Source organism: Streptomyces sp. 11-1-2, assembly GCF_003595545.1.
In the GTDB taxonomy this organism is placed as follows: Bacteria; Actinomycetota; Actinomycetes; order Streptomycetales; family Streptomycetaceae; genus Streptomyces; species Streptomyces hygroscopicus_B.
In genome coordinates this window covers 10559584-10574900 of sequence record NZ_CP022545.1, presented here as the reverse complement: position 1 = coordinate 10574900, position 15317 = coordinate 10559584, and the positions used below count along the sequence as shown (strand labels likewise).

9 protein-coding genes are annotated in these 15317 nt (G+C 73.7%); 7 read left to right on the top strand and 2 right to left on the bottom strand.

What is annotated here, in order from left to right; genetic code table 11:
* Positions 1 to 100: 100 nt before the first annotated feature.
* Positions 101 to 3601 (bottom strand): BTAD domain-containing putative transcriptional regulator, encoded by a 3501-nt coding sequence (locus CGL27_RS45320; RefSeq protein ID WP_119993475.1) that lies wholly within the window; start codon positions 3599 to 3601, stop codon positions 101 to 103.
* 133 nt (positions 3602 to 3734) lie between these two features.
* On the opposite strand from CGL27_RS45320, the gene CGL27_RS45315 reads away from it, so the two are divergent.
* Entirely contained in the window at positions 3735 to 4934 is a 1200-nt protein-coding gene (locus CGL27_RS45315; RefSeq protein WP_119993473.1) for an SGNH/GDSL hydrolase family protein, read from the top strand.
* A gap of 111 nt (positions 4935 to 5045) precedes the next feature.
* On the opposite strand, the gene CGL27_RS45310 is transcribed toward CGL27_RS45315, so the two are convergent.
* Positions 5046 to 5804, bottom strand: coding sequence for a GntR family transcriptional regulator (locus tag CGL27_RS45310; RefSeq protein ID WP_119993471.1), 759 nt, complete (start codon positions 5802 to 5804; stop codon positions 5046 to 5048).
* Between the two features lie 146 nt (positions 5805 to 5950).
* Here CGL27_RS45310 and manD point away from each other — a divergent pair, with 146 nt between their 5' ends.
* From manD to CGL27_RS45280, 6 genes are all read left to right on the top strand, one after another.
* Positions 5951 to 7168: a D-mannonate dehydratase ManD gene (gene manD / locus CGL27_RS45305; protein ID WP_119993469.1), complete on the top strand. Its 1218-nt coding sequence runs from the start codon at positions 5951 to 5953 to the stop codon at positions 7166 to 7168.
* Entirely contained in the window at positions 7165 to 8598 is a 1434-nt protein-coding gene (locus tag CGL27_RS45300; protein WP_119993467.1) for a mannitol dehydrogenase family protein, read from the top strand. Before manD ends, CGL27_RS45300 begins: the two co-directional genes overlap by 4 nt.
* A gap of 33 nt (positions 8599 to 8631) precedes the next feature.
* On the top strand, positions 8632 to 10002 hold the full coding sequence (locus CGL27_RS45295; protein ID WP_078646005.1) for an MFS transporter: 1371 nt from the start codon (positions 8632 to 8634) through the stop codon (positions 10000 to 10002).
* Between the two features lie 33 nt (positions 10003 to 10035).
* Positions 10036 to 11043 carry an NAD(P)-dependent alcohol dehydrogenase gene (locus tag CGL27_RS45290; RefSeq protein WP_205587857.1) on the top strand — a complete coding sequence of 336 codons (1008 nt, stop codon included), beginning with the start codon at positions 10036 to 10038 and terminating at the stop codon, positions 11041 to 11043.
* Positions 11044 to 11158: 115 nt separating this feature from the next.
* Positions 11159 to 11581, top strand: a complete 423-nt coding sequence (locus CGL27_RS45285; RefSeq protein ID WP_119993464.1) for a YchJ family metal-binding protein — start codon at positions 11159 to 11161, stop codon at positions 11579 to 11581.
* A gap of 159 nt (positions 11582 to 11740) precedes the next feature.
* Entirely contained in the window at positions 11741 to 15247 is a 3507-nt protein-coding gene (locus CGL27_RS45280; protein ID WP_119993462.1) for a phosphodiester glycosidase family protein, read from the top strand.
* The last annotated feature ends 70 nt before the right edge of the window (positions 15248 to 15317 follow it).

The following is a 15317-nucleotide window of genomic DNA, read 5'->3' as shown; positions in this document are numbered from 1 at the left end:
GACCTGGATCGAAATTAACGGATCGCCCGCCACCCGGCGGTGGATCCGGGCTGGGGCGCGGTGGTGCGGGCGGCGGCCCGGCGGCGAGCCGACTGATCAGCTATCTGTCGACGGTGCCGGACAGCCCGGCCGGGTCGGCCACGGCCACGGCCGTCTTCCCGTCCAGCTCCCAGCCTTTCGCGTACGCCGCGGCGAACTCCTCGCCGCCCAGCGCGGCCTCACCCCGGCGGGTGAGCTCGCGGACCTCCGGATCGGTGTGGTCATGCGTGCCGCGGAGCCGGGCGGCGGCCCCGAGCAGCACGGCCGACTCGTGGTGCCGCCCGCGCGTCTCGGCAAGCGCGGCCGCCTTCACCGTCACCAGCGACAGGATCGGCAGATCCCGGGTCGCCAGCGCGGCCGCGTACGCCTCGCGCAGCGCCTTGTCCACGCCGGGCAGGTCGCCCAGCGCCAGGCAGAGCGCGGCCCGTGCGCCGCCGACCAGCGTCCGGACGTGGTCCGTGGGGAACGCGGTCTCGTCGAGCAGACCCCGTTCGGCGGCGTCGATCAGGTCGCCCGCTCTGTCCAGGTCGCCGAGCCGCACCCGGAAGTCGGCCTCGCACACGTCGACCAGGACCAGCAGGTCCGCCGAGGACGCGTGCAGCGCCCGCTCCCGGGCGGAGTCGATCACCGCCATCGCCCGATCGGTGTCGCCGCGCCGCAGGTGCACGTCGATCCAGCGCAGGTCGCTGTAGAGCTGGTCGCCGAGGCTGAGCGAGCCGAACTCGCCCGCCAGCGTCCGGGCCTCGCGCAGGTCGGCCAGCGCGCCGTCGAGGTCGTCGTATCGCCGCAAGTGGGCGCTCATCGGCAGCGTGGCGGCCCGGCCCCAACGGTCGCCGGCCTGCCGGAAGCGGGCCAGGGCCGCCTTCACATGGACACGCATTCGCATCAGCGCGCCCACGTTCTCGGCGATCTCGGCCTGGAACATATGGGCCAGCCCGGACAGCCACACGTCGTCGCCGTCGGCCAGGCGCTGGAAGATCGCGAGCGCGGCCTCCTCCTTCTGCAGGAAGAGCAGGACCGGGCCGAACACGCGGTAGTGGCTCGGCAGCTCCGGGTGCGCGAGCAGCCGTTCGGCCAGCTCGCGCATCTCCGTCCGGTCGTCCGCGGCTTCCCCGGCGGTGATCCCCGACAGGATGTCCGCCCGGTTGAGCAGGTAGGCGGCTCGGACGCAGTCGCGCTCGGGCGTCGGCCCGCCACTGGTCGCCGCCAGCACCTCGCCCAGCCAGTAGGCGGCGTCGGAGTGGCGGCCGAACATCTGCCAGTACCAGACCAGGGTCAGGGCGAGAGTGGTCGCGCCGTGGGAGTCGCGGGTGGCGCACAGGTGGCGCAGGGCGGCGAGCGTGTTGTCGTACTCGGCGCCGATGACCTTCATGGCTGTCAGCTGGCCGGGCCCGCGCAGCAGCGGGTCCTGACGGGCCATCAGCCGCGTGAAGTGGGCGGCGGCCAGATCGCGGGCCGTGCCGAGGTCGCCGGTGTCGGTCAGGCGGTCGGCGCCGTACTCGCGGATGGTTTCGAGCATGCGGTAGCGGCCGGTGGCGGGCACGAGCTGCAGCAGTGACCGGTCGACGAGGGTGGCGAGCAGTTCGGGGATGTCGGCTGTGGGCACGGTGGTGCCGGCGCAGACGGCGGTGGCCGAGGCGGGGGTGACGCCGCCGGGCAGGATGGAGATCCGTTCCGCGACGGTGCGCTCGCGCTCGCCCAGCAGCTCCCAGCTCCAGGCGATGACCGCGCGCAGGGTGCGGTGCCGGGGTGGTGCGGTGCGGCTGCCGGTGGTGAGCAGCCGGAACCGGTCGGAGAGTCCGTCGGCCAGGTCGGGCAGTGACAGCGTCCGCAACCGGGCGGCGGCCAGCTCGAGGGCCAGCGGCAGGCCGTCCAGCCCGCGCACCACGCGCACGATGTCGGGCAGTGAGGTCTCGTCGACGTCGAAACCGGGTCGCACGGCGGCGGCCCGCTCGGTGAACAGGCGCACCGAGGCCGCCCTTCGGGCCTGTTCGACGCCGTCGTCCGGGTCGGGCAGCGCGAGCGGGGCCAGCGGCACGAGCGCCTCGCCGTCGACCGCGAGGGGTTCGCGGCTGGTGGCGAGCACGCGCAGCCCGGGGCAGCGGGGCAGTAGCGCCGAGACGAGGCGGGCCACGGCGTCGATCAGGTGCTCACAGTTGTCGACCAGCAGCAGGCTCTCCCGGCCGCCGAGCTCGCCGACGAGGACATCCAGCTCGTCACCCTCGATCCGCTTGCGGGCGTCGAGCATCGCGCCGCCCCGCAGCCCGGTCCCGGTGAGCACTGCCGTGGCGATCTTCGCCGGTTCGGTGACGGACACGAGGTCGATGAGCCAGGCGCCGTCGCGCCATGTGTGGCGGTGCCGGCGGGCGGCCTCCAGCGCGAGCCGGGTCTTCCCGGCGCCACCGGGACCGAGGACGGTGACCAGGCGTCCGGTGGTGAGCAGCGTGCCGATGCGGGTGAGGTCGTCGTCGCGGCCGATGAAGCTGGTCAGCGGCGCGGGCAGGTTGGTCGGCCGGATCCGATCGGGTTCGGTGGCCGCCCGTCCCCCCGCCTGTCCCCCGGCATTCCGTCCGGTTGCGGCCGCAGGGCTCCCGACCTCGGAGTTCGCGCCCGCCTGGCTCATGCCTGCCACGCTCGTGCCCGCCGCGCTCGCTTCCGTCGCGCTGGTGGCCCGGGCGGTCGCCTCGGTCGTCGGAACCGAGGCCCTCGAACTCACCGCACGCCCGGCCGGGGCACTGGAAGCCGCCGGGCTCCCGGCCGGAGCGCCCCCAGCCGAGGCGTCCGGCACCAGGTTGGGCCGGCCGGGGCGCAGCAGGCGCAGATGGCGTTCCCGCAGGGCGGTGCCCGGGTCGGCGCCGAGGGCGTCGGCCAGCGTCTCGCGGACCCGCTCGTAGACCGCGAGCGCCTCGGCCTGACGCCCTTGCGCGGCGAGCGCGTCCATCAGCAATGCGGCCGCCCGCTCGTTGACCGTCCGCTCGGCCAGCAACCCGGTCAGCCGGGCGGCGGCCAACTCGGCCCGCCCCAGCGACAGCTCGGCGTCGGCGAGATCGGTGACCGCATCGATCGACACCCGCGCCAGCCGTGTCGCGACCGTGGGCGCGACCGCGGCGACGACCGCGGGTTCGGCGCCAGGATGGTCGCCCCACAACGCCACGGCATTGGACAGCGCGGCGACCGCGGCCTCCGGGTCACCTGCCCGCAGCCCCTCCCGACCGGCAGCGGTGAGCCGCTCGAAGCGCAGCGCGTCCACGTCGGCCGCGTCCACCGCCAGTCGGTAGCCGCCCGTGACCTGCACGACCACGCCACGGGCCGGGTCGGTCGGGGTGAGGGCGCGGCGCAGCCGGGAGACGAGGGCCTGCAGGGCGTGGGCGGGGCCGGACGGCGGCTCCTCGGCCCAGATCGCGTCGACCAGCACGCCGGGCTCGACCGCGTGGCCACCGGCGAGCGCCAGCCGGACCAGCAAACCCCGCAACCGCGCGCCCGAAACGGTCAGAGCGGTGTCACCGCGCGACACCTGAAACGGGCCGAGCAGCGTGATGCGAAGCCGTGCGCCCCTCTCCATTCCCCGATCTTCGCGCGCCCACCCGCAAGGCCCCAAATCAGGGCGCCCGTGTCAGCGCCGTATCAGCCCCCTGTGAGCGACCCGCCTCAGTCTCCTCATGCCGCACCACCATCACGAGCAATGGAGACGACAGATGACCGCGACAAACAACGCCGGCAACTGGGTCCGGAGCTGGGGCGCCTCGCCCCAGGCGGCCCACGACGGGCTCGGCTCGCTCAACGACTGCCCGCCCCTCGCCGACGTGACCCTGCGCCAGGTGGTGCGCGTCAGCGGCGGCGGGCGCCGGGTGCGCATCCGTTTCACCAACGAGTTCGGGACCGCGCCCTTCACCATCGGCGCGGCGCGGGTGGGCCTCGCGGCGCCCGGTGGCGGGGTGCGGCCGGGCGGCGAGCACGTGCTGACCTTCTCCGGCGCGCCGGCCGTCACCGTCCCGGCGGGCGCGCCGCTCCTCAGCGATCCGGTCGACCTGCGGCTGCCCGCCCTCGCCAAGCTGTCCATCAGCCTCTATCTGCCAGGGCGCGTGGAGACCTGCACCTGCCACGACCCCGCCCTGGAGACCGGCTGGACGATTCCGGGCGACGCCGTTGCCTCTCCCACCCTGCCGGAGAACGCCGAGGTTCTGCCGGTGCGGGCCCTGATCTCCGCCGTGGAGCTGCTTCCCGACGCCCCTGCCAAGGCCATCGTCGTGGTGGGTGACTCCCGCACCGACGGCGTCGGCTCGACCCCGGACACCAACCGCAGCTGGCCGGAGCTGCTGGCCGAGCGTCTCGCCGAGCGGACCGTGGCCACCGGCTACGTTTCCAACCAGGGGATCAGCGGCAACCGGATGCTCAACAACGGCATCGGGGTCGCCGCCTCGGCCCGCTTCGACCGGGATGTGCTGGCGACGCCCGGCCTCGGTTACGTGGTGCTCTCCGTGGGCGGCAACGACCTCGCCATCTCCTTCGCCCCACGGGACGGCGACGGCCCCCTGGCCGATTTCCTGAAGGTGTTCCCCGGCGCGCCGGTGACGACGGACGACGTCATCGCGGGCTACCGCCAGCTGATCGCCCGGGCGCATGACCACGGCGTGAGGGTCTATGCCACGACGATCGCGCCGTATGAGGGCGCGGAGGTCTACACACCGGAGGGCGAGAGCGCACGCCAGGCGGTCAACGAATGGATCCGCACCAGTGGCGCCTTCGACACCGTGCTGGACTTCGACGCCGTCTGGCGCGACCCGGCCCGCCCCAGCCGGATCAGGGAGGACTTCCACGTCGGCGACCATCTGCACGGCAGCGACGCGGGTTACCGGGCCCTGGCCGACTCCATAGACCTGTCGCTGTTCAGCTGAGTCGGCCGGTCTGTGAATCGGCCGGTCTGCCGCCGGAACGCTTCGGTGTTCCGGCGGTTCCGGCGCGACCCCAATGATCACGTGGGGACGAACGGGTCACCCCCGGCCAGGTCAGCCGCCTCCCCGGGAGGCGGTGCGCCGGGCGCTGTCGCGGCGCGGCCTGAGGGGGGCGTCCTCGTCGCTGAAGAGCTCCGGGTGCTTGGCGCGGATCTTCTCCACATCGCTGAAGACCAGCCGCAGATGGGAGCGCAGCGCCCCGTCGGCCCGGTCCAGATCGCCCTCCTCCAGCAGGTCGACCACTTCGCGGTGCTGGCCGATGAGCAGGGACATCTGCTGGGTCATGGGCAGTGACAGCCTGCGGGCCCGGTCCAGCTGGGCCTTGGCCTGGCTGACGACCGGCCAGGCCGAGGCGTGTCCGCTGACGGCCATCAGCCGGGCGTGGAACTCCTCGTCCAGCTGGAAGAAGCCCTGCATATCGGACTGGCGGTCGGCCTCCTCCTGCGCGGTGAGCAGCACCCGCAGCTCCGCCACATCCCGCGCGGTGGCCTTCTCCACGGCCTCCCGCAGCGCGGCGCACTCCAGCGCCTCCCGGATGAACTGGGCGGAGGCGACATCGCGCTCCCGGATGCGCGAGATGAACGTTCCCATCTGGGGATAGATGTCGACCAGTCCCTCGTCGGCGAGCAGGATCAGGGACTCGCGGACGGGGGTGCGGCTCACTCCGAGTTCGGCCGCCAGATCGTTCTCCGAGACGGCGGAGCCGGGCTCCAGCTCCAGGCCGACGATGCGCGAACGCAGCAGCTCATGGACCAGTTGCCGGGTGTTGCGCCCCCGGGAGCGTGCCGTGTGCAGTCCTTCCGCCGGTGCCATCCGACCCCTTCCGAACCCTTGACTCGCCTCGCTGACGTACTTGTATGGTAGCCGACCGACAGCCCCGACTCCACCCCCGGAGCTCCACGGGAGCCCCCGGAGCCCCCGGAGCCCCCCGGAGCCCGCTCAGTGAGGAGCACATGCGTATGGCCACGATCACGGAGGCCAAGGTCATCGTCACCTCGCCGGGTCGCAATTTCGTGACCCTGAAGGTGACCACCTCCGACGGCGTGACCGGTCTCGGTGACGCGACCCTCAACGGCCGCGAACTCGCGGTCGCCTCCTACCTGGAGGACCACCTCGTACCGCTGCTGATCGGCCGCGACCCCGCCCGGATCGAGGACACCTGGCACTACCTCTACAAGGGGGCCTACTGGCGCCGCGGCCCGGTGACCATGACCGCCATCTCGGCCGTGGACACCGCGCTGTGGGACATCAAGGGCAAGGTCGCGGGCCTTCCGGTGTACGACCTGCTGGGCGGCAAGGCCCGCGAGGGCGCCATGGTCTACGGCCACGCCAGCGGCGGCGACGTCCCCGAGCTGCTGGAGGACGTCGCCCGCTTCCAGGAGATGGGCTACCGCGCGATCCGCGCCCAGGCCGCCGTCCCCGGCTCACCGGGGACCTACGGCATCCGCCACGGTACGGTCGCCACCGTCTACGAGCCCGCCACCGGCGCGCTGCCCGAGGAACAGCCCTGGTCCACCGAGGCGTATCTGGACTTCGCGCCGCGCTATCTGGAGGCGGTCCGCGAGCGGTTCGGCTTCGGCTTCCATCTGCTGCACGACGTCCACCACCGGCTCACCCCCACCGAGGCGGGGCGGCTCGGCCGCAGCCTGGAGGAGCTGCGGCTGTTCTGGATGGAGGACCCCACCCCCGCCGAGCTCCAGGAGTCCTTCCGCCAGATCCGCCATTCCACCACCACCCCGATCGCGGTCGGCGAGGTCTTCAACTCCATCTGGGACTGCCAACAGCTCATCACCGAGCGGCTCATCGACTACATCCGCGCCTCGGTCGTACACGCCGGCGGCATCACCCATCTGCGGCGGATCTTCCACCTCGCCGAGCTGTACCAGGTGCGCACCGGCTCGCACGGCGCCACCGACCTGTCGCCGGTGAGCATGTCCGCCGCCGTCCACCTCGATGTCACCGTGCCCAACTTCGGCATCCAGGAGTACATGGCGCACGACCCGCTCACCCATGAGGTGTTCCGGCCGACCTACGAGCTGCGGGACGGCGCGCTGCACCCCTCGGCCGCGCCCGGCCTCGGCATCGAGTTCGACGAGGAGGCGGCCGCCCGCTTCCCGTACGACGCGAAGTACCTTCCGGTGAGCCGCCGTACCGACGGGTCGGTGCACGACTGGTGAGCGCCAACCCCACGCGGCGCCTGTCCCTGGCCACCCTGCCCGGCGTCCCCGCGGAGAGCCGCCCGCCGATCGACCCGCGGGCGCTGCGCCCCCGGATCGTGCATCTGGGCATCGGCGCCTTCCACCGCGCCCACCAGGCCCTCTACACACAGGCCGCCGAGGCGGCACACGGCGGCGGCTGGGGCATCGCCGGTGTCACCCAGCGCAGCCGGGCCGTCGTGGACGCGCTGCGTCCGCAGGACGGGCTGTACTCGTTCACCGAGCGGCGCCCCGACGGCCCGGCCACCCGCGTGGTCGGCACCGTGACCGAGGTGCTGCACGCCGCCGACGACGGCGCCCGGCTCGGCGCGCTCCTCGCCTCCCCCGAGGTCACCGTCGTCACCCTCACCGTCACCGAGAAGGGCTACCGGCGCGACGCCGCCACCGGCGGACTCGCCCTGGACGACCCGCTCGTCCGGGGCGATCTGGAGGGACGGCCCGCACCCGCGAGCGTGGCCGGGCAGCTCGCGGCGGGGCTGCGCGCCCGGCTGCGGGCCGGCGGCGCCCCGGTGTCGCTGGTGTCCTGCGACAACATGGCCGACAACGGCGCCGTACTGCGCCGCCTGGTGCGGGAGTTCATCGCCGCGACCGCGTGGGAGGACCGTGACCGCCTGCTGGACTGGATCACCGGCTCGGTCGCCTTCCCCGCCACCGTCGTCGACCGCATCGTCCCCGCCGCCACCGACGCCGACCGGCAGGCCGCCGCCCGCGCGCTGACCGTGGCCGACCAGGGCGCGGTGACCGGCGAACCGTTCACCCAGTGGGTCCTCCAGGACATCTTCGCCGCCGACCGCCCCCGCTGGGAGGAGGCGGGGGTGCGCTTCGTCGCGGACGTCGCCCCCTACCAGCTCGCCAAGCTCCGGCTGCTCAACGGCTCCCACTCGCTCATCGCCTATCTCGGCCTGGCCGCCGGATGCGAGACCGTCGCCGATGTCCTGGCCACCCCCTGGGGCGAGGAGACCGTACGCGCCTACTGCGCCGAGGCCGCCCAGAGCCTGCCGCCCACCGAGGGGCTGGACCTCCCCGCCTACATCGACAGCCTGGTGGACCGCTTCGCCAACCCCGCGATGCACCATCGCATCCAGCAGATCGCCATGGACGGATCCCAGAAGATCCCCGAACGGTGGCTCGCCCCGCTGCGCGAACTGCGCGCCGCCGGACGGGACACCCCCCTCCTGGCCGCGGCCCTCGCCGCCTGGGCCCGCCGCACCCGGGACCACTCCCTGGACGATCCGCGCGCCGAGGAGCTGCGCCGGGCCTGGGACGGCCCGCACTCCGAGGCCCCGCGCCGGCTGCTGCGGCTGCTGGGCGCCGAGGACCTCGCGGACGACACCGCCCTCGTCGCGTCCGTACGGGCGGAGCTGGACTCCGGCACCCGGCCGCCGCGCTGACCACACGTATTGCCCCTTCAAAGGAGAGCCGCCTTGAAGACGCCCAGAGTCGCCCCCGCCACCGACACGCCATCCCAGGACGGGGCAAGCCCCGCGCCACCGCGCCCACGCGGTCTGCGGCACAACACCCGCTGGCTGATGGTCTTCCTCTGTTTCCTCGGCATGACCGTCAACTACGTCGACCGCGCCACCATCTCCCTCTCCCTGCCCTATATGACCGATGACCTCAACATCGGCCCCGAGTGGCAGGGCGTCATCCTCAGCATGTTCTTCGTGACCTACGCGCTGGGCCAACTGCCCGCCGGGGCACTGATCGACCGCTACGGCGAGAAGCGCATGTTCGCCATCGGCGGGCTGCTCTGGTCCCTGGTCACCGTGGGCACCGGCTTCGTCCGGGGCATCGGCAGCCTGCTGTTCGCCCGCCTCGCCCTCGGCGCGGGCGAGGCCCCGGCCTACCCCTCGTGCGCCAAGTCCGTCTCCCGCTGGTTCCCGGTCCGCGAACGGGCCCTGGCCAACAGCGTCTGGGACAACGGCGCCCGCGCCGGCACCGCGGTCGCCGCCCCGGTGGTGACCGCGCTGATCGCCTGGCAGGGCTGGCGGATGGCGTTCTGGGTCACCGGCGCGGCCGGTCTGCTGTGGGTCGCGTTGTGGCTGAAGGCATACCGCGAGCCCACGGCGCGCGACGGGCTCAGCGCCGAGGAGCGCGCGTACGTCACGGCGGGCGGCGCCCGGCTCGAGGAGAACCCCGCCGAGGAGACGGCCCCGGAGGAACCCGCCGTCCGCTGGCGCGACCTGTTCCGGTACCGCACGGTCTGGGGCATGATGATCGGCTTCTTCTGCCTCAACTACGTCATCTACTTCTTCATCACCTGGTTCCCCAGCTACCTCGTCGACGCCCGCGGCTTCGACCTGCTCAAGCTGGGCTTCTACGGCGCCCTGCCCGGCGTCGTCGCCATCGGCGGCAGTCTGCTCGGCGGCTGGACCAGCGACACGCTGCTGCGCCGCGGCTGGTCGGTGACCCGGGCCCGTAAGACCTGTCTGGTGTGCGGGATGCTCTTCTCCTCGGTCATCGCCTTCGCGGTGCTCGTCCCCAGCGCCACGGGGGCCCTGGCACTGTTGTCCGTCAGCTACGCGAGCCTGGCCTTCTCCGCCGCCTCGGTGGCCAGCCTGCCCGCCGACGTCGCACCCACCCCGCGCCATGTCGCCTCGCTCGGCGGCATCCAGAACTTCGCGTCCAACCTGGCCGGGGTGCTCGGCTCGACCACCACCGGGCTGCTGCTGGGCGCTTTCAACCACTCCTTCGTCGCACCGCTGATGCTGTCCGGCGCGCTGTGCGTGATCGGCGCCCTCACCTACGGCCTGGTCATCAAGCGCGTCGAACCGCTGCGGCTGTCCGCCGCCTGAGCCCCACTCATGTACGAGGAGAACCACCCCGATATGAACGACGCCACCGCCGCGATCCTGCACGGCCCCAAGGACGTGCGCATCGAGCGGCGCCCGATTCCGCGACCCGCCGTCGGCGAGGTCCTGGTGGAGATCGGCGCGGTGGGGCTGTGCGGCTCCGACCTGCACTACTACGCCCACGGCGAGAACGGCCCCAATGTGCTGCGCTCCCCCACCGCGCTCGGCCACGAGGCGGCCGGAACGGTCGTGGCGGGCGACGGCCCCCTGCCCGCGGGCACCCGGGTCGCGATCGAGCCCGCCATCCCGTGCGGACGCTGCCGCGCCTGCCGCGCGGGCCGCTACAACCAGTGCCCCCACGGCCGCTGCTTCGGCTCCCCGCCCACCGACGGCGCCCTGACCGGGCATCTGGCCGTGCCCGCGGAGTTCGCCCATCCGCTCCCCGACGGCTTCCCCCTCACCTCCGGGGCGCTCATCGAACCCCTCGCGGTCGCCCTGCACGCGGTGCGCCGCGGCGATGTCGCGGCCGGGGACCGGGTGCTGATCACCGGTGCCGGGCCGATCGGCCTGCTGGTCCTCCAGGCCGCCCGCGCCGTGGGGGCGGGCGAGACCGTGGTGACCGACGTCAACCCCGGCCGGCTGGCCCACGCCCGCCGCCTGGGCGCCGACCACGCCCTGGACACCTCCCGTGAGCCCCTCCCTCAGGATCCGGTGTTCGATATCGCGCTCGACTGCTCCGGTATCGAGTCCGCCCTGGCGGCTGCCGCGCACGCGGTACGCCCCGGCGGCACCGTGGTCGCCGTCGGCAACCCGCCCCAGCCCCGCACCACGCTGCCGCTGGCCTGGATGCAGCGTCAGGAGCTCACCCTGGTCACCGCCTTCCGCTACGCCGGGGAGTTCCCCGCGGCGGTGTCCCTGGCCGCCACCGGACGGATCGACCTGGAGTCGCTGGTCACCGCCCGCTTCCCGCTGGAACGTACGGCGAACGCGCTCGAGACGGCGCTCTCCGATCCCGCACAGCTCAAGGTCGTCATCGAGCCCTGAGCATGGCCGTCCGAGCGGTCGGGCCCTGAGCCATGGCCGCCCGAACAGACGAGCCCTGAGCAGCCGTCCGGGCCGGGGCGGCACCCCGTCCGTCCCACCCGTCACAATGGGGATCATGTCCCGACGTACCCGACGCCCGCAGCCGGCCCGCCCCACCCCGGCCTCCTGCCCCTGCGGGCTGCCCGCGGCCTACGACGACTGCTGCGGCCGGCTGCACCACGGCCAGGCCCGCGCGACCACCGCCGAGCAGCTGATGCGCTCGCGCTACAGCGCCTTCGCCGTCGGGGACCAGGCGTATCTGCTGCGCAGTTGGCACCCCACCACCCGGCCGCCCGGCGCCGGGCTCGACCCGGGGCTGCGCTGGGTGCGCCTGGAGATCCTGGGCACCACCGAGGGCAGCGCGTTCCACACCACGGGCACCGTCGAGTTCCGCGCCCACTACACCGAGGGCGGCCGCGCGGGCTCGCTCCACGAGAACAGCCGCTTCGTACGCCACGAGGGCGACTGGGTCTATCTCGACGGTGTGACCGGCGACTGACCCCGCCCCACAGCGGTCGGCGCGACCACCCTCCGCGCCGACTTGGTCATTTGTTTCCCGTGTCGTCGCCGACGCCTTCTGGTGCCCGGTCAACTCCGGGGCGATGCTGGGGCGCTGTGCGTGTGAACCACGCGAGTCCCCTGGCCCCATGGAGTTGCCGTGCCTCCTGTCGCGTTCGCCAGACCTCTGGCGGCCCTGGCCGCGGTGTCCGCCCTTGTGCTGGGCGCCGCCGGCCAGGCCACCGCCGACACCACCCCCGCCCCGGCGCCCGAACCCCTGCCGCGGGTCTCCACGGAGATGCTGCGGCCGGTCGCGCCGCCCGCCGCCAGCGGTGCGCCGGGCACCCGGTCCGTGGCCGACGGCGACGGGCTGCAGACCGCCCGCTCCTCGCGGCCGGTCGCCCCGGGGGTGAAGCTGGCCTCGTACGACCGGCTGGAGTCCGACAAATGGCTGCGGGTCGACGCGCTGTCGGTGGACCTGGCCGGCGGAACCAAGGTCGACTATCTCCACCCCGACCAGGTCGCCAAGCGGCGGACGGTGTCCCAACTGGCCGCCGAGCACGACGCCGGGCCGGGGCGCCGCACGGTCGCGGCGATCAACGGTGACTTCTTCGACATCAACCAGACCGGCGCCCCCGAGGGCAACGGCATCGGCGACGGCCGCCTCGTCAACTCCGCCTCCGCGGCCGGACCCGCCCAGGCCGTCGGCATCGGCCCGGCCGACGCGGGCCGCGTCCTCCAGCTCTACTTCGACGGCACCCTGACCCTCCCCGACGGCCCCCATCCGCTCGCGGCGCTCAACGCCGCCAACGTCCCGGCCGCCGGGATCGGGGCGTACACCGCCCAGTGGGGCGAGGCGGACCGCGCCCAGACCGTGGACGGCGCACGGCGCACCGCCGAGGTCACGGTCGTGGACGGCAAGGTCACCAAGGCGGCCACCGCGCCCGGCAAGGGCCCGATCCCGGCCGGTGCGACCGTGCTGCTCGGCCGGGACGCCGGGGCCGACGAGCTGTCCGCACTGGCCGTCGGCGACGCGGTGTCGATGGAGTACCGGCCGCGCACCGACGACGGCGACCTGCCGCGCACGGCCCTCAGCGGCCGGGAACTGCTGGTCGTGGACGGCAAGCCGGTCGGCCACGACGGCGAGGGCAACAACACCACGGCGCCGCGCACCGCGGTCGGCTTCTCCCGCGACGGCCGCACCATGCAGATCCTCACCGTGGACGGGCGGCAGGCCGACAGCGGCGGGGTCACCCTCACCGAGTTGGGCCTGATGATGAAGGACGCGGGCGCCTACAGCGCGCTCAACCTCGACGGCGGCGGCTCCTCCACGCTCGTCGCCCGCGAGCCCGGCAGCGACACCGCCCGGGTGGAGAACAGCCCGTCCGACGGCGCCGAGCGCACCGTCCCCAACGGCCTGGCCCTCACCGCGCCCGACGGCAGCGGCCGGCTCAAGGGCTTCTGGGTGGACACCGCGATGGACCGCGCGTCCGCGCCCACCGCGGACCCGGTCCGGGGCGGCCACCCCGAGCGGGTCTTCCCCGGCCTCACCCGCCGCCTCACCGCCGCCGGTTACGACGAGACGTACGGCCCGGCCGACGGCGCGCCGCAGTGGCGGGCGGCCGATTCCCACATCGGCCGGGTCGGCTCCGACGGCACCTTCACCGCCCGCCACGGCGGTGACACCACCGTCACCGCCCGGCGCGGCGCCGCCCACGGCGACATCGGCCTCACCGTCCTGGACCGGCTGGACCGGATCCAGCCCACCAGCCGGCTGGTCGGCCTGGCCGACGCCGAGGCCACGGGCCGGTTCGGCGTCGTCGGCCTGGACGCGCACGGCACCAGCGCCCCCGTCGAACCCTCCGATGTGGGGCTCTCGTACGACCACGCGCTGTTCGACATGGCCCCGGACCCCCGGACGGGCACCTTCACCGTCAAGGCGCGCCATGACCAGGCCGCGGGGCAGGTCACGGTCCGCGTCGGCGGCGCCACCAGCGTGCTCGCCGTCACCGTCGGCCTGACCGAGCGGCAGGAGGCGTCCTTCGACGACGCCGATCGCTGGACCTTCAGCCAGGCCCGCGCCTCGGGTTCGGCGCAGGCCACTCCCGACGGCCACACCGGCACCGGGCTGAAGCTGGACTACGACTTCACCCAGTCCACGGCCACCCGCGCCGCCTACGTCACCCCGCCCCAGCAGATCGAGGTGGACGGGCAGCCGCAGTCCTTCGGCCTGTGGATCAAGGGCGACGGCAAGGGGGCGTGGCCCACCCTGCACCTCAAGGACGCGGCGGGCTCCGACCAGTTGCTCCGCGGACCGTATGTGACCTGGACCGGATGGCGACATGTCGACTTCGCCGTCCCGGCCGGAGTCGCGTATCCGCTGAAGGTCAACCGCTTCTACCTCGCCGAGACCTCCCCCACCCGCCAGTACACCGGCAGTGTGGTCATCGACGACCTCTCGGCGCGGGTGCCGCCCTCCGTCGAACTGCCCACGCAGAGCGTGCGCCCCGATCCGCTGATCTCCACCGCCGCGCAGGTGCGGGGGCGCGACTGGCGGTTCGCGGTGATGTCCGACGCGCAGTTCGTGGCCCGCGATCCGGGCAGCCCGATCGTCGCCCAGGCCCGCCGCACCCTGCGGGAGATCAAGGCGGCCAAGCCCGACTTCCTGGTGATCAACGGGGACCTGGTCGACGAGGGCTCCCCCGCCGATCTGTCCTTCGCCCGCACCGTGCTGAACGAGGAGCTGGGCGATGAGCTGCCCTGGTACTACGTGCCCGGCAACCATGAGGTGATGGGCGGCTCCATCGACAACTTCACCGGCGAATTCGGGCCCGCTCACCGCTCGTTCGACCACCGGGGCACCCGCTTCCTCACCCTGGACACCTCACGGCTGGGGCTGCGCGCCGGTGGCTTCGACCAGATCAAGGAGTTGCGCGCCCAGCTCGACGCGGCCGCGAAGGACCCCGACGTCGGCTCGGTGATGGTGATCGAGCATGTGCCGCCGCGTGACCCCACCCCGCAGCAGGGCAGCCAGCTCGGCGACCGCAAGGAGGCGGCGCTGCTGGAGGGCTGGCTGACCGACTTCCGCCGCACGACGGGCAAGGGCGCGGGATTCATCGGCAGCCACGTCGGCACCTTCCACGCCTCACGGGTGGACGGCGTCCCGTACCTGATCAACGGCAACTCGGGCAAGAACCCCGCCACCCCGCCCAACCAGGGCGGGTTCACCGGCTGGTCGATGGTCGGCGTGGACCACGTCTCGGCCCGGGACCAGGCGGCCGCGCGCCACGCACCGTGGCAGGGCGGCCCGGACTGGGTGTCCGTGCAGACCCGCGCCCATGTGGACGGGCTCACCGTCACCGCCCCGGACGACCTGCACACCGGGCAGGCCGCCGACATCACGGCGACCGTCTTCCAGGGCGAGGGGATCGACGCCCGGCGGGTGCCGGTCGGCTTCCCGCTGAGCGCGGACTGGACCGGCTCGCCAAACGTTCACATCGGCGACCCGGACGACGCCGGGCGCCGTGATGTGGCGGCGTACGACCCGGCCGACGGCAAGCTGACCGCGCTGCGCCCGGGAACGGCCACCCTCGCGGTGCGCGTGAACGGCGCCACCGCGCAGGCGCGGTTCACCGTCACCGCGGCGGCCGCGGCGCCCGCGGCCTGAGGGCCGTCCGGCGGAACACCATTCCGGCGGTTGGCCCGCTGGGACATCGGCCCGCGCATCCGCACCGGGC

Coding starts and splice junctions, on each gene's coding strand:
- CGL27_RS45290 (WP_205587857.1), top strand. CDS start 10,036: ATGAACGACGCCACCGCCGCGATCCTGCACGGCCCCAAGGACGTGCGC.
- manD (WP_119993469.1), top strand. CDS start 5,951: ATGGCCACGATCACGGAGGCCAAGGTCATCGTCACCTCGCCGGGTCGC.
- CGL27_RS45310 (WP_119993471.1), bottom strand. CDS start 5,804: ATGGCACCGGCGGAAGGACTGCACACGGCACGCTCCCGGGGGCGCAAC.
- CGL27_RS45315 (WP_119993473.1), top strand. CDS start 3,735: ATGACCGCGACAAACAACGCCGGCAACTGGGTCCGGAGCTGGGGCGCC.
- CGL27_RS45285 (WP_119993464.1), top strand. CDS start 11,159: ATGTCCCGACGTACCCGACGCCCGCAGCCGGCCCGCCCCACCCCGGCC.
- CGL27_RS45320 (WP_119993475.1), bottom strand. CDS start 3,601: ATGGAGAGGGGCGCACGGCTTCGCATCACGCTGCTCGGCCCGTTTCAG.